Annotated in this window: 21 protein-coding genes; 16 read left to right on the top strand and 5 right to left on the bottom strand. The window is 71.9% G+C overall.

Annotated features, from left to right (window positions below; genetic code table 11):
• Positions 1–8: 8 nt before the first annotated feature.
• The 3 genes from AB0G28_RS28095 to AB0G28_RS28085 form a co-directional block, all read right to left on the bottom strand.
• On the bottom strand, positions 9–1,106 hold the full coding sequence (locus AB0G28_RS28095; protein ID WP_361095220.1) for a tryptophan 7-halogenase: 1,098 nt from the start codon (positions 1,104–1,106) through the stop codon (positions 9–11).
• Positions 1,103–2,563 (bottom strand): LodA/GoxA family CTQ-dependent oxidase, encoded by a 1,461-nt coding sequence (locus AB0G28_RS28090; RefSeq protein WP_361095217.1) that lies wholly within the window; start codon positions 2,561–2,563, stop codon positions 1,103–1,105. The genes AB0G28_RS28095 and AB0G28_RS28090 overlap by 4 nt, the downstream gene beginning before the upstream one ends.
• Before the next feature lie 96 nt (positions 2,564–2,659).
• Positions 2,660–5,281 carry a CHAT domain-containing protein gene (locus tag AB0G28_RS28085; protein WP_361095213.1) on the bottom strand — a complete coding sequence of 874 codons (2,622 nt, stop codon included), beginning with the start codon at positions 5,279–5,281 and terminating at the stop codon, positions 2,660–2,662.
• Positions 5,282–5,443: 162 nt separating this feature from the next.
• On the opposite strand from AB0G28_RS28085, the gene AB0G28_RS28080 reads away from it, so the two are divergent.
• From AB0G28_RS28080 to AB0G28_RS28065, 4 genes are all read left to right on the top strand, one after another.
• Positions 5,444–6,490: a S8/S53 family peptidase gene (locus tag AB0G28_RS28080; RefSeq protein WP_361095210.1), complete on the top strand. Its 1,047-nt coding sequence runs from the start codon at positions 5,444–5,446 to the stop codon at positions 6,488–6,490.
• A 27-nt stretch (positions 6,491–6,517) separates the two neighbouring features.
• Positions 6,518–7,087 carry a sigma-70 family RNA polymerase sigma factor gene (locus tag AB0G28_RS28075; protein WP_361095207.1) on the top strand — a complete coding sequence of 190 codons (570 nt, stop codon included), beginning with the start codon at positions 6,518–6,520 and terminating at the stop codon, positions 7,085–7,087.
• The gene (locus tag AB0G28_RS28070) at positions 7,087–7,545 is read left to right on the top strand and encodes a hypothetical protein (protein WP_361095204.1); all 459 of its coding nucleotides are present in this window, start codon (positions 7,087–7,089) and stop codon (positions 7,543–7,545) included. Before AB0G28_RS28075 ends, AB0G28_RS28070 begins: the two co-directional genes overlap by 1 nt.
• Before the next feature lie 83 nt (positions 7,546–7,628).
• A complete protein-coding gene (locus tag AB0G28_RS28065) occupies positions 7,629–8,726 on the top strand; it encodes a hypothetical protein (protein ID WP_361095201.1) in 1,098 nt (365 codons plus the stop codon).
• On the opposite strand, the gene AB0G28_RS28060 is transcribed toward AB0G28_RS28065, so the two are convergent.
• A complete protein-coding gene (locus tag AB0G28_RS28060; protein WP_361095198.1) occupies positions 8,696–9,259 on the bottom strand; it encodes an XRE family transcriptional regulator in 564 nt (187 codons plus the stop codon). The genes AB0G28_RS28065 and AB0G28_RS28060 overlap by 31 nt on opposite strands.
• 67 nt (positions 9,260–9,326) lie before the next feature.
• Between AB0G28_RS28060 and AB0G28_RS28055 the strand changes: the two genes are divergently transcribed.
• From AB0G28_RS28055 to AB0G28_RS28035, 5 genes are all read left to right on the top strand, one after another.
• A complete protein-coding gene (locus AB0G28_RS28055) occupies positions 9,327–10,019 on the top strand; it encodes an AzlC family ABC transporter permease (RefSeq protein ID WP_361095196.1) in 693 nt (230 codons plus the stop codon).
• On the top strand, positions 10,019–10,339 hold the full coding sequence (locus AB0G28_RS28050; RefSeq protein WP_361095193.1) for an AzlD domain-containing protein: 321 nt from the start codon (positions 10,019–10,021) through the stop codon (positions 10,337–10,339). Before AB0G28_RS28055 ends, AB0G28_RS28050 begins: the two co-directional genes overlap by 1 nt.
• Before the next feature lie 171 nt (positions 10,340–10,510).
• Positions 10,511–11,128, top strand: coding sequence for a pyridoxal 5'-phosphate synthase glutaminase subunit PdxT (gene pdxT / locus AB0G28_RS28045; RefSeq protein WP_361095190.1), 618 nt, complete (start codon positions 10,511–10,513; stop codon positions 11,126–11,128).
• 41 nt (positions 11,129–11,169) lie between these two features.
• On the top strand, positions 11,170–11,925 hold the full coding sequence (locus tag AB0G28_RS28040; protein WP_206789762.1) for a YebC/PmpR family DNA-binding transcriptional regulator: 756 nt from the start codon (positions 11,170–11,172) through the stop codon (positions 11,923–11,925).
• An 85-nt stretch (positions 11,926–12,010) separates the two neighbouring features.
• Positions 12,011–12,574, top strand: coding sequence for a DUF4262 domain-containing protein (locus tag AB0G28_RS28035; protein WP_361095187.1), 564 nt, complete (start codon positions 12,011–12,013; stop codon positions 12,572–12,574).
• Here AB0G28_RS28035 and AB0G28_RS28030 read toward each other — a convergent pair.
• Entirely contained in the window at positions 12,571–13,011 is a 441-nt protein-coding gene (locus AB0G28_RS28030; protein ID WP_361095184.1) for a cupin domain-containing protein, read from the bottom strand. The genes AB0G28_RS28035 and AB0G28_RS28030 overlap by 4 nt on opposite strands.
• Positions 13,012–13,085: 74 nt before the next feature.
• Here AB0G28_RS28030 and ruvC point away from each other — a divergent pair, with 74 nt between their 5' ends.
• The 7 genes from ruvC (at position 13,086) to AB0G28_RS27995 (ending at position 19,661) form a co-directional block, all read left to right on the top strand.
• Positions 13,086–13,670, top strand: a complete 585-nt coding sequence (ruvC, locus tag AB0G28_RS28025; RefSeq protein ID WP_072478481.1) for a crossover junction endodeoxyribonuclease RuvC — start codon at positions 13,086–13,088, stop codon at positions 13,668–13,670.
• The gene (gene ruvA / locus AB0G28_RS28020) at positions 13,667–14,263 is read left to right on the top strand and encodes a Holliday junction branch migration protein RuvA (RefSeq protein ID WP_361095180.1); all 597 of its coding nucleotides are present in this window, start codon (positions 13,667–13,669) and stop codon (positions 14,261–14,263) included. Before ruvC ends, ruvA begins: the two co-directional genes overlap by 4 nt.
• Positions 14,264–14,271: 8 nt before the next feature.
• A complete protein-coding gene (gene ruvB / locus AB0G28_RS28015) occupies positions 14,272–15,339 on the top strand; it encodes a Holliday junction branch migration DNA helicase RuvB (RefSeq protein WP_361095177.1) in 1,068 nt (355 codons plus the stop codon).
• Positions 15,340–15,477: 138 nt separating this feature from the next.
• A complete protein-coding gene (gene yajC / locus AB0G28_RS28010; RefSeq protein ID WP_361095174.1) occupies positions 15,478–15,885 on the top strand; it encodes a preprotein translocase subunit YajC in 408 nt (135 codons plus the stop codon).
• A 234-nt stretch (positions 15,886–16,119) separates the two neighbouring features.
• Complete coding sequence (secD, locus tag AB0G28_RS28005) at positions 16,120–17,913, top strand: protein translocase subunit SecD (RefSeq protein WP_361095171.1); 1,794 nt, start codon at positions 16,120–16,122, stop codon at positions 17,911–17,913.
• 1 nt (position 17,914) lies between these two features.
• On the top strand, positions 17,915–19,141 hold the full coding sequence (gene secF, locus AB0G28_RS28000) for a protein translocase subunit SecF (protein WP_361095168.1): 1,227 nt from the start codon (positions 17,915–17,917) through the stop codon (positions 19,139–19,141).
• A 1-nt stretch (position 19,142) separates the two neighbouring features.
• On the top strand, positions 19,143–19,661 hold the full coding sequence (locus AB0G28_RS27995; protein ID WP_361095165.1) for an adenine phosphoribosyltransferase: 519 nt from the start codon (positions 19,143–19,145) through the stop codon (positions 19,659–19,661).
• Positions 19,662–19,664 lie beyond the last annotated feature (3 nt).

Here is a 19,664-nt window from a genome sequence, read left to right as displayed (position 1 = left end):
GCGCCGGATCATCGTAAGTCGCAGTTGGACAGTGGCGTGTTACGTGCGTGCGAAGGCCAGACGGGCCGGCGTGACCGCCAGAACGCCGACGTGGGGAACCGGCGTTCCCAGCCGTAGATTTCCGAATAACGGGCGAAGTAGTCGGCTGCCATGGCGTCGATTAGCGCGGAGTAGCCCGCCCGGTCGCCGTCAGCCAGGGCGGCCGCCGCGGCGATCGCCGTTCGCAGCGCGGAAGTCACCCCGCCGGAGGAAAGCGGATCCGTCGCGAAGGCGGCGTCCCCGACCGCCAGCCAGCCAGGTCCGGCACAGGGGCACAGCCGATGGCCGGCGGCGGTGACGAGCCGGACGGGGCTCTCTTCCCGGCCGCATACGAACTGCCGGACGTGGGTGGTGGCCACCACCGCCGCGCGCCAGCCGGCCGGCGTCGCCAGCCCGGCCCGGGCCGCGATGGGTGCGTCGGTGAAGCAGGCGACGATCCGGTGCCCGTCCGGCAGGGGCGCCGAATACCACCAGCCCTCCGCCACGGCTTCCACGAAGGTGTCGCAGAACGGCTCGTCGCCGCGGCGAGGGACCACCCGGGCCGCGCAGACCAGCCGGTCGTGCCGGGCCGGCCGGGCGTGGAGCCCGCGGGAGATCCGGGCGGCCCGGCCGGTGGCGTCCACCACCGCGTCCGCAGAGGCGGGGATCGCCGCGTCGACGGTGAAGCCGCCCGCGATCCGGCGCACTCGCCGGACCCGCGCCGGAAACACCGTCGCGCCCGCCCGTGCCGCGGCGGTCACGAGCATCTCGTCGAAGCGCGCCCGGTCGACGTGCCAGCCGGTGCCGTGTGGACTGAACAGGAACGACTGTGACGACACCTCGTCGGTGCCCCAGGCGCCGGACGTCCCGTACGACGGCAGCGCGCCGAGCGCGGCGAACTCGGCTCCGACACCGAGCTCGTGCAGCACGGGGTTCACGGCGGGTGGCAGGGACTCGCCCAGGCGCGGCCGTTCGTAACCCGGGGCCGCGAGGTACAACCCGACGTCGGCGCCCAGACGCGCCAGCAGCAGCGCGGTCGCCGAGCCGGCCGGACCGCCGCCGATCACCGCGACGTCGAGGTGCCTCACTGGTTCAGCGGGTCGCTGTCGGTTTCGACGAGTCCTTCGGCCTGCCGCGTGACGAACCCCATCGTGGTCCAGCCGCCTGCCACGAACACGGGTCTGCTGTACCCCCGGTTCCACTGAACCGGCGCGGCGCCGGGCGGGGAGCCGGCCAGCACGACCTGGCCGGGCCGGGGCGCCGGCCACCAGAGCGGGTTGCACGCGTGGAAGTCGGCTTGCCACGGCAGGGACATGCCCGCGGTCACCTGACCGGGTTCGACCTGGTGGTGGTCGAGCCGGAACGACGGCTGCCCGTCGATCGTCTTGATCGGCCCGTACCTCGCGGGGTCGAGGAGGAACTCGCCGGCCTCGATGCCGGGGGAGAGCGCCCCGCCGACGCAGTTTTCCAGTGCGGCCCTGTCCATTCCGCCGGGGGTGACCGCGCCGGCCGCCGGTGGTCCGTCCACCCACGCCGCGTTCCAGGACATGTCCGGCTTCGCGGCCGTCACCCAGTCCCGCACCCTCTGTTTCTGGGTCGGGGTCAGCGGCAGGTCCAGCGCTCCGCCCCGGCCGGACGCGAGCCGCGGCATGTGCCACCTTCCGCCGGGTCGCTCGACGAGCCCGAGGATCTGCTGCGAGGGTGGCACGGGGTGACGGAAGCGGCGGTGGTGTGGCCGGGCGACCGCGGCGACGGCGCCGGAGTCGATGGCGGCCTGCAGGATGGGGTAGATGTCGTCCACATAGGACGGCGCCGCGGATTTCTGCCGCTGCGTCGCGAGCGCGTCGAACATCGCGTCCCAGAGCCGGATCACGTTGCCGACCGGTGGTGCGAACTTCGGGGGTGCGGTGATCACCCACGACGCTGCCACCGGGTGGTCCGTGCCGTCGACGCGAACGGTCGCTTCGACCGGGCCGTCGGCGATGTCGTCGTACCAGTCGTCGCTGTCGTCCTGGGCGGACAGCGGTGTGCCGGCGGGGGACCCGGCGGCGCCGGCCCCGCCGAAAACCAGCAGCCGCCCGGCGTCGTCCAGCCGGATTTCCCCCAGCGGAACCCGTTGGGGCCGGCATCCCCTGAGGACGAATTCGCCGGTGTCGAACTCGGCGCGCCGGTGGCGCCGGTCGACGGTGCGCGGCCCGGGATCGATCACCAGGTCACGGAGGGCGTCGCCGGAATAGGTCGCGTTCCGCGTCGAATCGGGCCGGAACAGCCGGGCGGCCGCTTTCGCGTTGACGAGGTGGACGGTCCAGGTGATCTCGACGCCGGGTCCTTCGACCAGTTCCGTGGCGACGCCCCGTTCGTCGTAGGCGAACAACCGGAACCGCGCGACCTGGCGCTTGATCCGGCCCGAACCGTCCTTGTAGGACCCGTCCGCCGGTGCCGAACGGTCCCAGCGCCGTTCGGGGCCGATGAAACAACCGTCCGGGCTGTTCCCCACCCGCGCGATACCGATCGCCGGGTGAATGCGTACCTCGACCACACCCATCAGATTCCACTTCGACAGAAAATCACGCGAACCGCGGTTCCGGGTCGTCTCGTACTCCTGAGTCGTGGCCGGGAAAAGAACGTTACAAGAGCGGTTTCAATGGCCGGCCCCGAAACAGCCGAATCCCGCGGCGGCGACGAGCGCTTCCAGTCCGTTGCCGCGCAACGACTTCTGGGCGTCCGCGAGCGCGGCCGCCGGTGCGGCGCCGTGCGCGAGCGCCCGGTGGAATTCGACCATCAGCGGCCGGGTTTCCGCGTCGGGCACGGGAACCACGGACGCGATGAGGTGGACCGTGCCCGACCCCATGAACGTGGCGCTGAGACCGAGGAGCTCATCGCCGGTGCACACCACCGACCGGCCACTGTCGCAGGAGGCGAGCACGACGGTCCGCGGCACCCGGTCCAGCCGTTCCAGGTCGTGCACGACGAGCGGGCCGTCGTGCAGCCGCAGGTCGGAGAACAGCGGCTGGTCCACGGCGAGCCTGCCGTGCGCGGCCAGGTGCACGGTGTCGGCCGTGCCCACGGCTTTCAGCACGGCCTCGACGGTGGCGGCTTCGCCCACGAGCGGGGTGACGCCGTGCAACGCCGCCACGGCCTGTGCTTCGTCGCGGGCTCCGGCCAGGCCGGGCCCGGCGGCGACCGCGACCGTGCCGAGGACCGCGTCGCGGCGTTCGGCGGCGGCGTGCCACAGCGTGGCCGACGGCGACACCGTGACCGGGCGCCCCGAGCACGACGGCAGCACCGACCACGGCACGCTGTGCAGCGGACCGGTCGGGACCAGGACGAGCGGCCGGTCACCGATCTCCGGCAGGCGGCCGAAAAGGGTCCGGTCCAGCACCTCCGCGGTCCGCTGCAGCAACATCAGCGCGGCGGCCCGCGACTGCGCGCTGCCGGTGCGGTGCGCGAGGCGCCGGAGGGCGAACGCCAGGCGGGTTGCCAGCTCGGCGACGTCGTGGCCGGTGTCCAGCGCCCGCAGCCGCAGCCGTCCGCCGACCAGGCTGAGGGCGTGCAGGGCGCCGTCCGCCTGCGCGAACTCGATGAGCGCGCGATCGCCGAGGTCGAGGTCGGCGGGTTTGACCGGGGTGGCAGGCGACGGTCCGGGCGCGCCCGGGTAGAGCCGCGTCCGGTCCCGGATCCGGCGTTCGAGCAGGGACTGCCGGTGCCGCAGTTCCGGCGCCGTGCGCCCGGGCTGGTCGATCTCCCGCACCGTCGCGCGCAGTTCGGTGAGCAGGGCGGCGAGCTCCGGGTCGTCGGGCGGGCGGACCGGCCGGTGGGCGAGCCTGCCGGCCCGGCCGCGTTCGGCCCACTCGAAGACCCGTGCCGGCTCGCCGGAGCGGAGGGCGAGCCGCAGCCCGAGTTCGCTCAGCTCGCTGCGGTGCGCGGCGGAATGGGCCCGCAGGTCGGTCGCCCCGAGCGAGGCGGCGTGCTCGTCGAGGATGCGCAGCCCGGCCCGCACCGCCCGGTCCGTGGCCTGCGGGTTCCCGTCTTCCCAGGCCAGCAGGGCGCGGGCGTACCAGCCGCGCGCGCGGAGCGCGGCCGGCCCGCGCCGGGCCAGCGCACCGGCGCGGTGGAGGTGGAACCGGCTCCGCTTGGCTTCGGCGCGGGAGCCGGCCAGCCGCGCGGCGGCGAGGTGGGCTTCGAGGGCCGCGGCGGGCCAGCCCGCCGAGCGCAGGGTGGCCACCATGGTCTCGGCGTCCTCGCCGGAGACCGGCGTGTCGCACCCCAGCGCCAGCTGGGCCCGCAGCACGCCCAGCTGGGCCAGCGCCGCCCATTCCACGCGCTGCTGGCCGACGAATTCCCGGTGGGCCCGGCGCGCCTGGTCCAGCGCGGTCGCCCAGTCGCGGCCGAGCACCGCGGCCTGGGCGAGCAGCAGCCGCGCGGCCGGCACGAGCAGGTGCCGCTGATCCCGTTCGAACGCGAGCACGGCTCGCTCGGCGGCCTCGGCGGCCTCGCCCCGCGCGCCCACCGAAAGCAGCAGTTCGGCCTGGTCGGAGAACACCGGGCCGAGCTGGCCGCCTAGTTCGCCGATCGCCAGCTCGGCCCGGCCGAGCCGGGCGAGCGCGGCGGGAACGTCGCCACGCACGGTCTCGAGGAAGCCGAGGTTCTCGTCGATGATCGCCGTGGCCAGTTTCCGGCCGAGCCGCCCGGCCAGCTCGCGGGCCTCCTCGAGGTCGGCCTCGGCGGCGGGGAAGACGTACCGTTCGGTGTGCAGGATGCCGCGGTTGACCAGCGCGCGTTGCAGGTTCAGGAGGTCACCGCCGTCGCGCAGCAGCGAAATGGCGGACTCGTACTCGGTGTGGGCCTCGGTCAGCCTGCCGATCTGGTGCAGGATGTCGGCGCGCTGGGCGCGCGCCCGCGCGTGCCCGGCCCCGGTGAGCGAAGCGACGGCGTCGTCGATGTTCCGCAGCGCCTCGTCGGGTTTTCCGTGCTGGAGCAACGCCGCCGCGAGCGGGATTCGCGTTTCGCCGGCGAGGGTGGGTGAGCCGGATTTCTCCGCGAATTCTACGGAATTTCGCAGGTGATTGATCGCGCTGTCGACGTTCCCGCATTGCAGCAATGCGCGGCCCCACGCCCGCTCGGCGATCGAGGCCGCGGCGTCGTCGCGTTCGGCGTCGGCCCGGAGTCTGGCCCGTTCCGCGACCGGCACCGCGCGACCGGCGTCGACGTCGGCACGGCGCAACGCCTCGAGTGCCTGATCCAGGGCCGCGGTCGGTTTCATGCCTGAAGCATGAACCGTGTTGGCGGTATCCGGAACTATTTTTCCGATGCTGGAATCAAACGGGTGAGGGACGCCTCCGTCGAGCAAGGGCCGAGTACGAACGGAAGGCAGATCATGACCGTGCGGACCGAACTGATTGTCGACTCCCGATACGTCGACGTCGTGGGAAACAAACTGAAGAACCTCGGGGTCTGGGCGGGAGCAACGGAACCGGAGACCGACGACGTGCTGCAGTTGTCGTTGATAACGGACCTGGCCGGAATCGCGGAGTTCGCGACGAAGATCCGCGCGAAGTATTGGCAGGAGATTTCCGCGCTCGAGCGCCGCGGCGGCCGCCAGTTCACCGATCTCGACGTGCTGCTGTACGAGGTGCGCAATCAGTTCGCGAGTGAACTCGGGGCCGTGCCGGCGATCGGGAAGAACCGGGACACGCTGATCGGCTACCCCCAGCACAAGGGGGTCGGTGATCCCGACTTCGGTGACCGGATCGACCCGCCCGGTAACACGTACGAGGTCGCGGCGGAGAACCCGGTTCGCGTCGGCGTCGTGGACACGCCGATGTACTGGCACCCCGATTTCCCGAAAGACCGGATCGAGACCGAGCCCGACGTGGAGGCGGCGCCCGACCGGAAGGGCATCTATTCGGTGTGGGCCGGGCACGCCACGTTCGTCGCCGGGCGGATCTGGCAGGCCGCGCCGGAGGCGCACATCATCGTCAAGGCCGCGCTGAGCGACCGGACCGGCGACGGCACGTCCTGGGAGACCGCGCGGAAGATCGCCGCGTTCCGGGACGAACGGATCCAGGTCCTGAACCTGTCCTTCGGCACGGTGACCGCCGACGGGGAACCCCCGATGGCCCTCCGCCGGGCCATCGACGTGCTCACCGCGGCCAACGAGAAGCTGGTGATCGTGGCCGCCGCGGGCAACCTCGGCCACCGCGCCCGGCCGCCGTGGCAGATCTGGCCCGCGGCGATGAACGGCGTCCTCGCCGTCGGGGCGATCGGCGCGGACTTCAGCATGAAGCGGGACTGGGTCGACACCGAAGCCGAGGGCCTGCGGGTCAACGGCTACTACCTCGACAAGCCGGTGCGGCTGTCCGACGCGTCGGAGCAGAACTTCGAGGGTTTCGCGCGGTGGAGCGGGACGTCGTTCGCCGCGGCCGCCGTCACCGGCAAGATCGCCCACGATCTCGCGTGCGGCAAGCACTGACCGGCCCTTCCGACCCGAGGTGGTGCCATGCGGGACGATCCTGCCGTGATCGCACTGGTCAAGCGCGCCCGGGACGGCGACAGCCGGGCCTGGGACCAGCTCGTCGAGCGGTACGCGCCGCTGGTGTGGTCGGTCTGCCGGCGGTACCGGCTGTCCCCGGCCGACTGCGACGACGTCGGCGCGGGCGTGTGGCTCAGGCTCGTCGAAGGCCTGCCGTCGCTGCGTGAGCCGGCCGCGCTGCCGGGCTGGGTGGCGACCGTCACCCGCCGGGAATGCCTGCGGTTCCTGCGGGAGCAGCAGCGGACGCAGCCCATGCCCGACGACGGCCGGCTCGTCGACGAGGCGGCTCCGGACGCCGATGCCGAGCTGCTGAAGCAGGAGCGGTTCATCGCGCTGCGCCAGGCGTTCGCCGAGCTGCCGTCCCGCTGCCGGGAGCTCCTGACCCTCCTGTTCAGCGATCCGCGGCTGCCCTACGCCGAGATTTCGGGGAGACTCGGCATGCCGATCGGGGGGATCGGCCCGTCCCGCTCGCGGTGCATCGCCGCGCTCCGCGGCAGCCGGGCACTGGCGTCGTTCGTCGATCGCGAGGAAGCGTGATGGCCATGGCGGACCACTGGAGCAGCCAGGAAGAGCTGCTCGCCGAGCTGGGCGAGGCGCTTCGGTCCGCGCAGGAGGTGCCCGCCGGGTTCGTCGAGGCGGGCAAAGCCGCGTTCTCGTGGCGCGATCTCGACGCGGAGCTCGCCACCCTGTCCCACGACTCCGCCGCCGCGCGGCCGGCGGGGGTGCGCGCCGACGCGGCCCCGTTGCGTGCGCTCACCTTCTCCGGCCGCGACTTCACGATCGAGCTCGAGGTCGGCTCCGGTGATCTGCACGGGCAGGTCGTGCCCGCGCAGCCGGGCGAGCTCGACGTCGAAACCCGCGAAGGGACCGTCCTGACCGTGCCGGTCGACGAGGTCGGCTGGTTCGTCGTCCGGCCCAAGCCGGCGGGACGGTTCCGGCTGCGCGTGCGCATCCGATCGGGACACATCGTGCTCACGGACTGGACGACGGTTTAGCGGTTCCACCGCGTATCACGGCCGCGGTTTCCGCCCCCCGTTCGACGACGGCACGGACGGTGCCGGGAACGGAGGAGGAAAGAATGGCCGCGGAAGAGAAGAAACACCCCGCCGCGGGGGAGAAGCGGAACGGGTGCGGCGATTGTTCGGGCTGTGGCGGCGGGTGTGAGGAGCCGGTCCCGGGTGAATGCGGCGGTCCGGCGCCGGTTCCCTGGCTGCCCTACGACCGGGCCCAGTACTTCTACGAAGGCCGGGTATTCGTTCTCGACCGGTTCGACCAGGGCCGGCTGGAGATCAGGATCACCTACCAGCACGCGCTCAGCCTCGTCGGCAGGCAGCAGGGTCCGCTGCTGTACACGGTGACCCTGCTGCCCGGTGAGTCGGTGGAGGTTTCGGAATTCGACCGCTACCGCCGGGTGCGGGCCGCGGAACAGCGGCTGTCGGTGCATTCGTCGTTCCGGCAGACGATGAGCGCGCTGTCCGAGACCAGCAGGTTCTCGTCGGCGTCGGCGTACACGGACAGCCTGGTGGACATCCGCACGCGGGCCGACACGTCGGTCTCCGCGGGCGGCGGGCTCGCCGGCTTCTTCGGCGCTCCCCAGGTGCGCGGCGAATTCGGGGTCGCCACCGAGACGACCGTGGCCAGCGGTGCGTCGGTGCGGACGGCGAGTTCCCAGTTCACCCGGCACGCCATCACCGCCGCGCAGTCCACCGAGGCGGAACGGTCGGTCGTGGTCTCCACCTTCGACGAAGCCGACGGCCAGACCACGACGCGGCGGACCCTCCGCAACGAAAACCCGTGCTACGCGATCACTTACCACGTGCGGCGGGTCCTGGAGGTGTATTCCGCGTCGAGCAGGGTCGAGGCGATCGAGTGGCGCATCGGCGACACGCCCTGGCGGTCCATCGAGGACAGGGCGGCGGAACTCGAGCGCGCCATGGAGCGGCTCGGCGACGTTCTGCCGCGGCCGTTCGAGGAGGCCACGGACCCCCGGCAGGTGACCCTCCCGACGGACGGGACGCTGTACGAGGCGGAACTGGCTCACTGCTCCTCGTGCGATCCGATGCGCGAGGCGCGGCTGCGGATCGAGACGGAGGAGTCCCGGATCCGGAACCGGCGGGCCTGCCTGGAGGCGGAACCGCCGGTGTCTCAGACGTACTCGGAGATCTCGACGCCGTAGGTACCCGGCTCGAGGGCTTCGAAGATGTGGGGGACGTCGCCGGGGTAGGAGATGTAGTCACCCGGGTGCAGTTCCTCCGGGGCGTCCGTCACGCCGACGCGAGCCCGGCCCGCGCAGAGCACGATGTGCTCGACCACCCCGGTCATGTGCGGGTCGGAGCGCCGCGGCGTGCCCGGCTCGCCGCGGACCACGTAGATGTCCCGCCGGGCGCCGGTGGGACAGGCCGACAGCAGCGTGCACGCGTAGTCGGCGTGCTCGGCGAACACCGTCGGGCCCTTGCCGGCGCGGACCACGCGGACCTTCGGCCGCTCCGGCTCCACCAGCCGGGAGAACGGGACGTCGAGGGCGACGCCGAGCGCCCACAGCGTTTCGACGCTGGGGTTGCCGGTGCCGGACTCCAGCTGCGACAGCGTCGACTTGGCCAGGCCGGCCCGGCGCGCCACCTCGGTCAGGGACAGCCCCGCGCGGGTCCGTTCGCGGCGCAGCGACGCCGCGATGATCTCCAGCGGCGCTCCGCCGGCTTCCTGCGCCATCCGTTCGCTCCATCGGTCTGTTTGTTCGCCTTGACGAACATGGGGTGTGTCGTTCACTGTAGAACACATGCGTTCGATCTGGCGAACACTCGATCGGGATCTCGCCCGGGACATCGGCCTGGTCTGTCTCGCCGATTGTCTCGTGGGGGTCTCCTACGGCGCCATCGCGGTGAGCTCGGGCTTTCCGCTGTGGCTGCCGATGCTGATGTCGCTGCTGGTCTTCGCCGGGGCGTCGCAGTTCATGTTCGTCGGCATCGTGGCCGCCGGCGGCAACCCGTTCGCGGCCGTGCTCGCCGGGCTGCTGGCCAACGCGCGGCACCTGCCGTTCGGCTTCGCGGTCGGCGACGTCCTGGGCGAGCGGTGGGCGGCCCGGCTGGCCGGCAGCCACCTGATGATCGACGAATCGGTCGCGTTCGCCCTGGCCCAGCGCGAGGCGCACCGCCGCCGCGCGGCGTACTGGGCCTGCGGGATCGGCCTGTTCGCCTGCTGGAACCTCGGCGTGGCCGCCGGCGCGTTCGCCGGGACGGCGATCAGCGACACCGACGTGTTCGGCCTCGACGCGGCGTTCCCGGCGGTGCTGCTGGCCCTGGTGCTCCCGTCGCTGCGCGACCAGGCGGCGCGGCTGCCGGTGCTGACCGGGGTGGTCGTGGCGCTGGCCGCGACGCCGTTCCTGCCCGCCGGGCTGCCGGTGCTGCTCGCGCTGGCGGGCGTCGTCGTCGGCGTCGCGGCGAAGGAGCCCGAACTGCAGGAGGTGTCCTGATGGACGGGGTGGAGCTGCTGGTCGGCACGGCGGTGCTGGCGCTGGGGACGTTCGCGTTCCGGTTCGCCGGCCCGGTGCTGCGCAGCCGGGTGAAATTGTCGCCTCGGGCGGAACGGCTGATGGCGCTGGCGGCGGTGGTGCTGCTGGCGGCGCTGGTCGCGGTCAGCGCGCTGACGGAGGGGCACGGCTTCGCGGGCTTCGCCCGGCCGGCCGGGGTGCTAGTCGGCGGGGTGCTGGCGTGGCGGAAGGCCCCGTTCGTGCTGGTGGTGGTCGCGGCCGCGGCGACGGCGGCGCTGCTCAGGCTCGCCGGGGTGCCCTGACCGGGGGCGCGCGGCGGCGAGGGGGGCGGACCGGAGGTCGCGAATGACTCATTCGCGACCTCCGGTGCCGCGAATGAGTCATTCGCGGCGGTGTGGCCGGGGCGCTGACCTGCCGGGAAGCCGTGGAGTGCGGGCGTCTAGGCTGGTGGGAAGGTCTTTCGGGAGGTCGGGTTGTCGTCGGAGCCGGTGATCGGTGTGCTCGCCATGCAAGGCGCCGTGCGCGAGCACGTCGCGATGCTGGCCGAAGCGGGGGCGCGGGCCAAGCCCGTGCGCCGCGCCGCCGAGTTGTCCGAAGTGGACGGTCTGGTGCTGCCCGGTGGCGAGTCGACCGCGATGTCGCGGCTGCTGGAGAGCTTCGAGCTGCTCGAGCCGCTGCGGGCGCGGATCGCCGAGGGGCTGCCCGCGTTCGGCTCGTGCGCCGGGATGATCCTGCTGGCGCGGCAGACCCTCGACGGGCGGCCGGACCAGCAGCAGCTCGGCGGGCTCGACGTCGTCGTCCGGCGCAACGCCTTCGGCAGGCAGGTCGACTCCTTCGAGGCCGACCTGGACTTCGCCGGCGTGGACGGCGAGGTCCACGCCGTGTTCATCCGGGCCCCATGGGTCGAGAAGGCCGGTGACGGCGTCGACGTGCTGGCCACGGTCAGCGGCGTGCCCGGCGTGGACGAGGAGACCGCTAGGATCGTCGCGGTCCGGCAGGGGGCGGTGCTGGCGACCGCGTTCCACCCGGAACTGACGCCCGACGTGCGGGTGCACCGGCTGTTCGTCGACCTCGTGCGAAAGGCTGCCTGAGACGCGGTGCCCGGCCGGGGTACGGAACAGATGGAGGAGAGATGAGCGGCCACTCCAAGTGGGCCACCACGAAGCACAAGAAGGCCAACCTCGACGCGAAGCGCGGCAAGCTCTTCGCGCGGTTGATCAAGAACATCGAGGTGGCCGCCCGCACGGGCACCGGTGGTGGCGACCCGGATGGCAACCCCACGCTCTACGACGCCATCCAGAAGGCGAAGAAGAACTCGGTCCCGCAGGACAACATCGAGCGCGCCCGCAAGCGCGGCGCCGGTGAAGAGGCCGGTGGCGCCGACTGGCAGACCATCACCTACGAAGGTTACGGCCCGAACGGCGTCGCCGTCCTGATCGAGTGCCTCACCGACAACCGCAACCGCGCGGCGTCGGAGGTCCGCACCGCGCTGACCCGCAACGGCGGCTCGCTCGCCGACCCGGGCTCGGTGGCCTACCTGTTCAACCGCAAGGGCGTGGTCCTCATGCCCAAGGGGGACGCGGCCGAGGACGACGTCCTCATGGCGGTGCTCGACGCGGGTGCCGAAGAGGTCAACGACCTCGGCGAGAGCTTCGAAATCGTGTCCGAGGCGACCGACCTGGTGCCGGTCCGCAAGGCCCTGCAGGACGCCGGCTTCGAATACGAGTCGGCCGACCTGACGTTCCTGCCGTCGGTGAGCGTCCCGCTCGACGCGGACGGCGCGAAGAAGGTCTTCAAACTGATCGACGCCCTCGAAGACTGCGACGACGTCCAGAACGTGTTCGCGAACTTCGATGTCTCCGACGAGGTGCTCGCCGAAGTCGGCTGAGTTTTCCTTGTCCCGCAAGGGTTCTCCGCCCGGGCCGGAAACTTTCCGGCCCGGGCACTGGGCTCCGGCGGGCTCGTCAGGCAGAATGTGCGCCGTGACCTCGACGACCCCCGCCGCTGCCGCCGACATCACCGCCGACATCACTGCCGAGCTGTCCGCGGACGAACTGCGCCTGATCGAATGGATCGAGGGGCAGGCCAAGGAACGCGGCAACGCCGTCATCAACGTCGCCGCGGACGACGAAGGCGCCGGCTACTCCTTCACCGCGTGCGCGTGGGCGCTGCACAACGTGCCGGAGGCCGTCGTGGTCGGGCTGCCCGGCAACATGGGCCAGGTGCTGCTCGACGCCTACGTCGACCGCGCGGCCAACGGCGAGATCTTCGAGGTCGGCAAGCGCTACGACAACTTCTTCGACGGCGTCCCCGTCGTCCTGGAGCGCGTCAACAAGGGGCACTACCCCCAGTACTTCGGCACGGCCTTCCTCATCTACCCGGACGGCGACTTCCCGGCGCTGCAGCTGATCGTCGCGACGCCGGAAGGCAAGTTCCCGTGGCACCCGGACGCCCCCGAGGGCTTCGCCGAGTGGCAGGTGGTGCTCACCGACAGCGGCCGCCCGGAGAGCTGGACCCCCGGCGTCGACGGCCCCTAGAAGTTCCGCAGGTCGGCGGCCGCTTCCGGGTACTCCCGGGCGAGTTCCGCGGCCGGAGCGAACTCGACGCAGTCGTCCGTGTACGGCGGTACGACGACGGTCCCCAGCAGGCTCCACGCGCCCGTCGTGACGGTCGCCTGCCAGGTCCCGGCGGGCACCACGACCTGAGGATGTTCCCCGGCGGCGACGTCGGTGCCGAGTATCGGCCGCTCGACCGAGCCGTCCGGGTGCAGCAGCAGCATCCGCGCGGGCGCCCCCGCGTGGTGCACCCAGACCTCCACGCGGTCCAGCCGGTGCGGTGCCGAACGCTCCGGCGCGACGAGCAGGTAGTAGATCGCCGAGCCGGTGTCCGACCGCCAGCTCTGCGCCCACCGCCCGCCTTCGACGGGCAACGGCTGGAGTCCCAGGTGGGTGACGAAATCCGAGGGCTGCGGCATGTCACCCATCCTGCCGCAGGCGCGCCCAGTAGCCTGCAACCTCGAACTGGTGTTCGCGGCGGGAAGGAATGCGGGTGCGGGTGCTCGGGGTCGACCCCGGTCTGACCAGGTGCGGCCTGGGGGTGGTCGACGGCGGCAAGGGCCGGGCCGTCCGCTGCGTCGCCGTCGATGTCGTGCGGACGCCGGCGGACGCCGATCTGGCGCACCGGCTGCTCGGCATCTCCGACGAGGTCGAGCGGTGGATGGACAAGTACAAGCCGGCCGCGGTGGCGGTCGAGCGGGTCTTCGCCCAGCACAACGTCCGGACCGCGATGGGCACCGCGCAGGCCGGTGGCGTGGTCGCGCTGGCCGCCGCGCGCCGTGGACTACCCGTCGTGTTCCACACGCCGAGCGAGGTCAAGGCCGCCGTCAGCGGGTCGGGGCGGGCGGACAAGGCGCAGGTCACCGCCATGGTGATGCGCCTGCTCAACCTCGAGGTCGCGCCGAAGCCCGCCGACGCCGCCGACGCGCTCGCCCTCGCCATCTGCCACCTCTGGCGGGAGCCGATGCGGGCCCGGCTCGCCGAGGCCGAAGCCCGCGCGGCCGAGATGGCCCGCACGCACAAGGCCCGCCTCGCCGCGGCGGCGAAACAAGCAAAGAACCCAGGAGCAGCACGATGATCTCGTCGGTACGCGGAGAAGTCCTCATCGTCGGCCTGGACCACGTCGTGGTCGAGGTCGGCGGGGTCGGCTTCGCCGTGCAGGCCACCCCCGCCACCCTCGCCACGCTGCGCCGCGGCGAGGAGGCCCGGCTGCACACCGCGCTGGTCGTGCGCGAGGACTCCCTGACGTTGTTCGGCTTCGCCGACGCCGACGCGCGGGAGCTGTTCGGCCTGCTGCAGACGGTGTCCGGCATCGGGCCGCGGCTCGCGCTGGCCACCCTCGCCGTGCTGGACCCGGACAAGCTGCGGGCCGCGCTGGTGGAAGGCAACATCACCGTGCTCACGTCGGTGCCGGGCATCGGCCGCAAGGGCGCCGAACGGCTCACCCTCGAACTGCGGGACAAGGTCACCGCGCTCGGCGGCGCCGGCGAGACGCCCGCCGTCACCGCTCCCGGCGCCCTGCGCGCCGAGGTCGTCGAGGCGCTGGCCGGGCTCGGCTTCCCGGCCAAGCAGGCCGAGCAGGCCGTGGACAAGGTCCTCGCCGACGGTGACGGCCACACCACGTCCAGCGTGCTGCGCGCCGCCCTGGCCACCCTCGGCCGGAAGCGGTAGGCCGCGCCGTGGAGTATGAAGCCGTGGAGGATGACGAGGCCCTTTCGGCGTGGGCCCAGACCGGCGAGGAGAACGTCGAAGGCACCCTGCGGCCGCGCAAGCTCGACGAGTTCGTCGGCCAGCCCCGCGTGCGCGAGCAGCTGGAACTGGTCCTGGAGAGCGCGCGGCGCCGCGGCGTGCCGCCCGACCACGTCCTGCTGTCCGGCCCGCCCGGGCTGGGCAAGACGTCGATGGCGATGATCGTCGCCGCCGAGCTGGGCGCGGCCATCCGGATCACTTCCGGCCCGGCCCTGGAACGCGCCGGCGACCTCGCCGCGATGCTGTCCAACCTCGCCCCGGGCGACGTCCTGTTCATCGACGAGATCCACCGGATCGCCCGCCCCGCCGAGGAGATGCTCTACCTGGCGATGGAGGACTTCCGGGTCGACGTCGTGGTCGGCAAGGGCCCCGGCGCCACCAGCATCCCGCTCGAAATCGCGCCGTTCACGCTGGTCGGGGCCACCACCCGGTCCGGCTCGCTGACCGGCCCGCTGCGGGACCGGTTCGGCTTCACCGGCCAGATGGAGTTCTACACCGACGCCGAGCTGGAGCTGGTCGTCCGCCGGGCCGCGACGATCCTCGACATCCCGATCGACCGCGACGGCTGCGCCGAGATCGCCCGCCGCTCGCGGGGCACGCCCCGGATCGCGAACCGGCTGCTGCGGCGCGTCCGCGACTACGCCGAGGTCCGCGCCGACGGCAAGGTGACCCGCGAGGTCGCCCGCGCCGCGCTGGCCGTCTACGACGTCGACGAGCTGGGGCTGGACCGGCTCGACCGGGCCGTGCTCACCGCGCTGACCAGGTCCTTCGGCGGCGGTCCGGTCGGCATCTCGACGCTGGCGGTCGCCGTGGGGGAGGAGGCGACCACCGTGGAAGAGGTGTGCGAGCCCTACCTCGTCCGCGCCGGTATGCTCGCCCGCACCCCGCGTGGCCGGGTCGCCACCGCGACCGCCTGGGAACACCTCGGCATGGTGCCGCCGGCCGACCTCCCAGGGCGCCCCGACCAGGGCGGGCCGACGCTCTTCGAGCAGGACTGAGTTCGACCGGGAGCGGGCGGCCGGTACCGGCGGCGGGTGGGTGTCGGCGTCCGCGCTGGTACCTGGCACACTTGACAGGAGCACATACCCAAAAACCGGACATTTCGGCTGGGCCCGGTGTCCGTCGAACGGAGAATCATGCAACAGCTATTGCTGCCCCTGCTGCTCGTGCTCGTCCTCGCCGTGCCGCTGGTGATGAGCACGCGCAAGCAGAAGAAGCAGCAGCAGGTGCAGCAGGAACTGCAGAACAGCCTGGCACCCGGTGACCGCGTGATGACCACTTCCGGTCTCTACGGCACCGTCGCCGACGCTTCGGGCGACACCACGATCGACATCGAGATCGCCCCCGGCGTCGTCACCACCTGGCTGCGGCTGGCGGTCCGCGAGAAGGTCGAGCCGGTCGTCGAGACCGAGGAGGACTCCACCGACGAGGCGGAGGCCCCGGCCGAGGAGCCGTCGATCATCGAGTCGACCTCCGGCATCAAGGACGACGAGCCGCAGACCACCGCGCAGGTGGCGCCGCCGCTGGAGCACGGCAAGAAGTAACCCCCGAGGCACCTCCCGGGCGGGCCGGGAATCCCGACGAAAGTCGGTATGACCTCGAACGCCGGGCTCACGCAGCACCGAGTAGTGTCTCGGTGCTGCGTGCGTGTCCGCCGTCATACCCGTGCCCGGGAGTCAGTCGCACACGGTCGGTTAAATGCACACAGTCCCTCCCGGTAACCCTCCGGGCGGGCAAGGAAACGTTGGGGCAACCCAGTCCGAGGAGACCGAAGCACCGTGGCATCATCGGCCGGGCATCTCCGCCCGGGACGCTATCTCGCCTTCTTCGCCCTGATCGTGATCGTGCTGTACGCGCTGGTGTTCCTCACCGGCAACCACAAGCCGACCCCGAAGCTGGGCATCGACCTGCAAGGCGGCACCCGGGTCACGCTCACCGCCCGCACCCCCGACGGCGGCCAGCCCACCCGGGAATCCCTGAACCAGGCGCGCCAGATCATCGAACGGCGCGTCAACGGGATCGGCGTCAGCGGCACCGAGGTCCTCCTCGACGGCAACAACGTCGTCATCACCGTCCCCGGCGAGCAGGGCGACCAGGCGAAGAACCTGGGCAAGACCGCGAAACTGGGCTTCCGGAAGGTCGTCGCGAACGCCACCCAGCCGGTGGTGCCGCCGCAGACCGCGCCGCCGGCCACGACCCCGCCCACCTCGGGTGCCCCGAAGAGCTCGACGCCGCCGTCCTCGGGCGCGCCGTCGACGACGTCCGGTGCCCCCACCACCACCAAGTCCGGCGGCGGTGGCGCGCCCGGCTCGGCGCTCGCGCAGCAGCAGACCACCACGCCGGCCGCGCCGAGCAGCAGCACCCCGCCGCCCACCTCGGCCCCGGCGCCCGCGCCGTCGGACGGTTCGGTCGACGCGGAGACCGCCAAGGAGATCCAGGCCGCCAAGGCGCTCCGGCAGAACCCGCAGCTGATCGGCGCCGACGGCACGGCGAACCAGGAGCTCGTGGCCAAGGCGATGGCGTCGCTCACCTGCGCGCCGAACGCCAAGGACCCCCTCGAGGGCAACGACGACCCGAAGCTGCCGCTGGTCGCCTGCGGTGACCACGACACGTACAAGTACCTGCTGGAGCCGGAGTTCCTGCCGGGCACCGAGATCGCGGACGCGAACTCGAGCTACAACACGCAGAACGGCCAGTGGGTGGTGAACCTGAGCTTCAAGAGCGCGGGCACCAAGACCTGGGCGGACTTCACGTCGAAGAACGTCGGCCAGCAGGCCGCCTTCGTGCTGGACACGCAGGTCGTGTCGGCGCCGAACATCCAGGTGGCCATCCTCGACGGCAACACCCAGATCACCGGCAAGTTCACCCAGTCCGAGGCGAAGGACCTCTCGGACATCCTGAAGTACGGCTCGCTGCCGCTGTCGTTCGCGTCCTCGGACGCGACCACGGTGTCGGCGACCCTCGGCCTCGCGTCGCTGCAGGCCGGCCTCATCGCCGGTGGCATCGGCCTGCTGGTCGTCTTCATCTACTGCCTGTTCTACTACCGGCTGCTCGGCGTGCTCACCATCCTGTCGCTGGCGCTGTCCGGCTCGCTGGTCTACGCCGTGCTGGTGCTGCTCGGCCGCTGGATCGGCTACACGCTGGACCTCGCGGGCATCGCCGGCCTGATCATCGCCATCGGGATCACGGCGGACTCGTTCGTCATCTACTTCGAACGGCTCAAGGACGAAATCCGGGAGGGCCGGACGTTCCGGTCCGCGGTGCCGCGCGGCTGGGTCCGCGCCCGGCGCACCATCCTGGCCTCGGACGCGGTGAGCTTCCTGGCCGCGGCGATCCTGTACGTCATCGCGGTCGGCGACGTCCAGGGCTTCGCGTTCACCCTCGGCATGTCCACGGTGCTCGACCTCGTCGTCGTGTACCTGGTGACGCACCCGCTGGTGGCCATGGTGTCCACGTCCAAGAACGCGTTCCTGTCCAATCCGAGGCATCTGGGCCTCGGCGCCGTGCAGCAACTGGGTTCGCAGCGGAAGAAGGCGGCTTCGGTCGGCCGCGCGAACGTGAAGGAGGCCTGACGTGGGGGTCGAAGAACTGGGCACGGACGCCGAAGGCAACGCCAAGGTGACGGCGAAGCCCGGCAAGAAGGAAAGCGTCTTCCACCGGCTCTACGTCGGCACGGGCGCGTTCGACGTCGTCGGCAAGCGCAAGCGCTGGTACGTCTTCTTCGGCGCGCTGGTGCTGGTGTGCCTGCTGTCGATGATCATCCGCGGCTTCAACCTCGGCATCGAGTTCGAGGGCGGCACGCAGATCCAGATGCCGGCGAACGGCACCCACGGCGTGATCACCGAGGACCAGGCCAAGGCGTCGTTCCTGAAGGCCCTCGGCCATCCGGCGACCGAGACGCAGAAGGTCGGCCAGGGCAACGCGTCGACCATCCAGATCCGCACCGACACGCTGAACGCGGCCGACGTCGCGAAGCTCAAGCAGGGCCTGTTCCAGGACCTGGGCCCGATCGGCAGCAACGGCCAGTCGAGCGTGCAGGCGATCAGCGACAGCGCGGTGAGCGCGTCCTGGGGTGGCGAGATCTCGCAGAAGGCGCTGATCGCGCTCGCGGTGTTCCTCGTCGCGGTGGTCATCTTCCTGGCGATCTACTTCGACGCGCGGATGGCCGCGGCGGCGCTGATCTCGCTGCTGCACGACATCCTGGTCACCGCGGGTGTGTACTCGCTGGTCGGCTTCGAGGTCACCCCGGCGACCGTGATCGGCCTGCTGACGATCCTCGGGTTCTCGCTCTACGACACGGTGGTGGTGTTCGACAAGGTCCGCGAGAACACGCGCGGCCTGCTCGGGCTGACCCGCCGCACGTACGCCGAAGCCGCGAACCTGGCGCTGAACCAGACCCTGATGCGGTCGTTCAACACGGCGTTCATCGCGCTGCTGCCGATCCTGGGCCTGCTGATCGTCGGGTACGTGCTGCTCGGCTCGGGCACGCTGCAGGACCTGGCGCTGGTGCAGCTCACCGGTACCCTCGTCGGCGTCCTGTCGTCGGTCGCCCTGGCGACGCCGCTGCTGGTCGACTTCAAGATGCGTGACCCGAAGTACCAGCAGCAGGCCGAGCGGGTCCGCCAGCGCCGGCTCAGCCAGGAGCGCAAGGCGGCGGGCGAGGACTTCGACGCCTCGGACGACGACGCGCTGGCCAAGGAACTGCGCAAGGAGAAGGCGTACGCGGCCGCGGCCAGCGTCCCGGCCCGGATCCAGAAGCAGCGCCCGGCCGGCAAGCCCGCGGGCAAGCGGAAGCGCTGACGTGGAGCTGGACGACGCCCTCGGCCTGATCGCCGAGGTGCCGGACTTCCCCGAGCCCGGCGTGCTGTTCCGCGACCTGAGCCCGCTGTTCGCGGACGCGGGCGCGTTCAAGGCCGTGACCGACGCGCTGGCGGGCACCCTCGATCCTTCGGTCGAGGCGCTCGCCGGCGTGGAGGCCCGCGGGTTCCTCCTCGCCGCGGCCGTCGGGTACGCCCGCGGCCTCGGCGTGGTCCTGATCCGCAAGCCGGGCAAGCTCCCGCAGGTCGCGGGCCGGGTCGACTACGCGCTCGAGTACGGCACGGCGACGGTGGAGCTGCCGTCGGGCGTGGTGAAGCCGGGCCAGCGCATCGCGATCCTGGACGACGTCCTGGCCACGGGCGGCACGGTGGCGGCCACCGGCAAGCTCCTGGAGGACGCGGGCGCGGTGGTCGACAGCGTCTCGGTGGTGGTCGAGCTGGCCGCCCTCGGCGGCCGCCAGGTCCTGGGCGACCGCAAGATCCACGCCCTGCAGACCTGCTGAACG

The organism is Amycolatopsis sp. NPDC021455 (genome assembly GCF_040640995.1).
Lineage (GTDB): Bacteria > Actinomycetota > Actinomycetes > Mycobacteriales > Pseudonocardiaceae > Amycolatopsis.
Note: the sequence above shows the minus strand (reverse complement) of the source record. Positions and strands in the feature narration are given on the sequence as shown.

Excerpts from the sequence above, each read along its gene's own strand:
- AB0G28_RS28090 (WP_361095217.1), bottom strand. The coding sequence starts at position 2,563 with ATGGGTGTGGTCGAGGTACGCATTCACCCGGCGATCGGTATCGCGCGG.
- AB0G28_RS28085 (WP_361095213.1), bottom strand. The coding sequence starts at position 5,281 with ATGAAACCGACCGCGGCCCTGGATCAGGCACTCGAGGCGTTGCGCCGT.
- AB0G28_RS28075 (WP_361095207.1), top strand. The coding sequence starts at position 6,518 with ATGCGGGACGATCCTGCCGTGATCGCACTGGTCAAGCGCGCCCGGGAC.
- AB0G28_RS28070 (WP_361095204.1), top strand. The coding sequence starts at position 7,087 with ATGGCCATGGCGGACCACTGGAGCAGCCAGGAAGAGCTGCTCGCCGAG.
- AB0G28_RS28065 (WP_361095201.1), top strand. The coding sequence starts at position 7,629 with ATGGCCGCGGAAGAGAAGAAACACCCCGCCGCGGGGGAGAAGCGGAAC.
- AB0G28_RS28060 (WP_361095198.1), bottom strand. The coding sequence starts at position 9,259 with ATGGCGCAGGAAGCCGGCGGAGCGCCGCTGGAGATCATCGCGGCGTCG.
- AB0G28_RS28055 (WP_361095196.1), top strand. The coding sequence starts at position 9,327 with ATGCGTTCGATCTGGCGAACACTCGATCGGGATCTCGCCCGGGACATC.
- AB0G28_RS28050 (WP_361095193.1), top strand. The coding sequence starts at position 10,019 with ATGGACGGGGTGGAGCTGCTGGTCGGCACGGCGGTGCTGGCGCTGGGG.
- AB0G28_RS28040 (WP_206789762.1), top strand. The coding sequence starts at position 11,170 with ATGAGCGGCCACTCCAAGTGGGCCACCACGAAGCACAAGAAGGCCAAC.
- AB0G28_RS28035 (WP_361095187.1), top strand. The coding sequence starts at position 12,011 with ATGTGCGCCGTGACCTCGACGACCCCCGCCGCTGCCGCCGACATCACC.
- AB0G28_RS28030 (WP_361095184.1), bottom strand. The coding sequence starts at position 13,011 with ATGCCGCAGCCCTCGGATTTCGTCACCCACCTGGGACTCCAGCCGTTG.
- ruvA (WP_361095180.1), top strand. The coding sequence starts at position 13,667 with ATGATCTCGTCGGTACGCGGAGAAGTCCTCATCGTCGGCCTGGACCAC.
- yajC (WP_361095174.1), top strand. The coding sequence starts at position 15,478 with ATGCAACAGCTATTGCTGCCCCTGCTGCTCGTGCTCGTCCTCGCCGTG.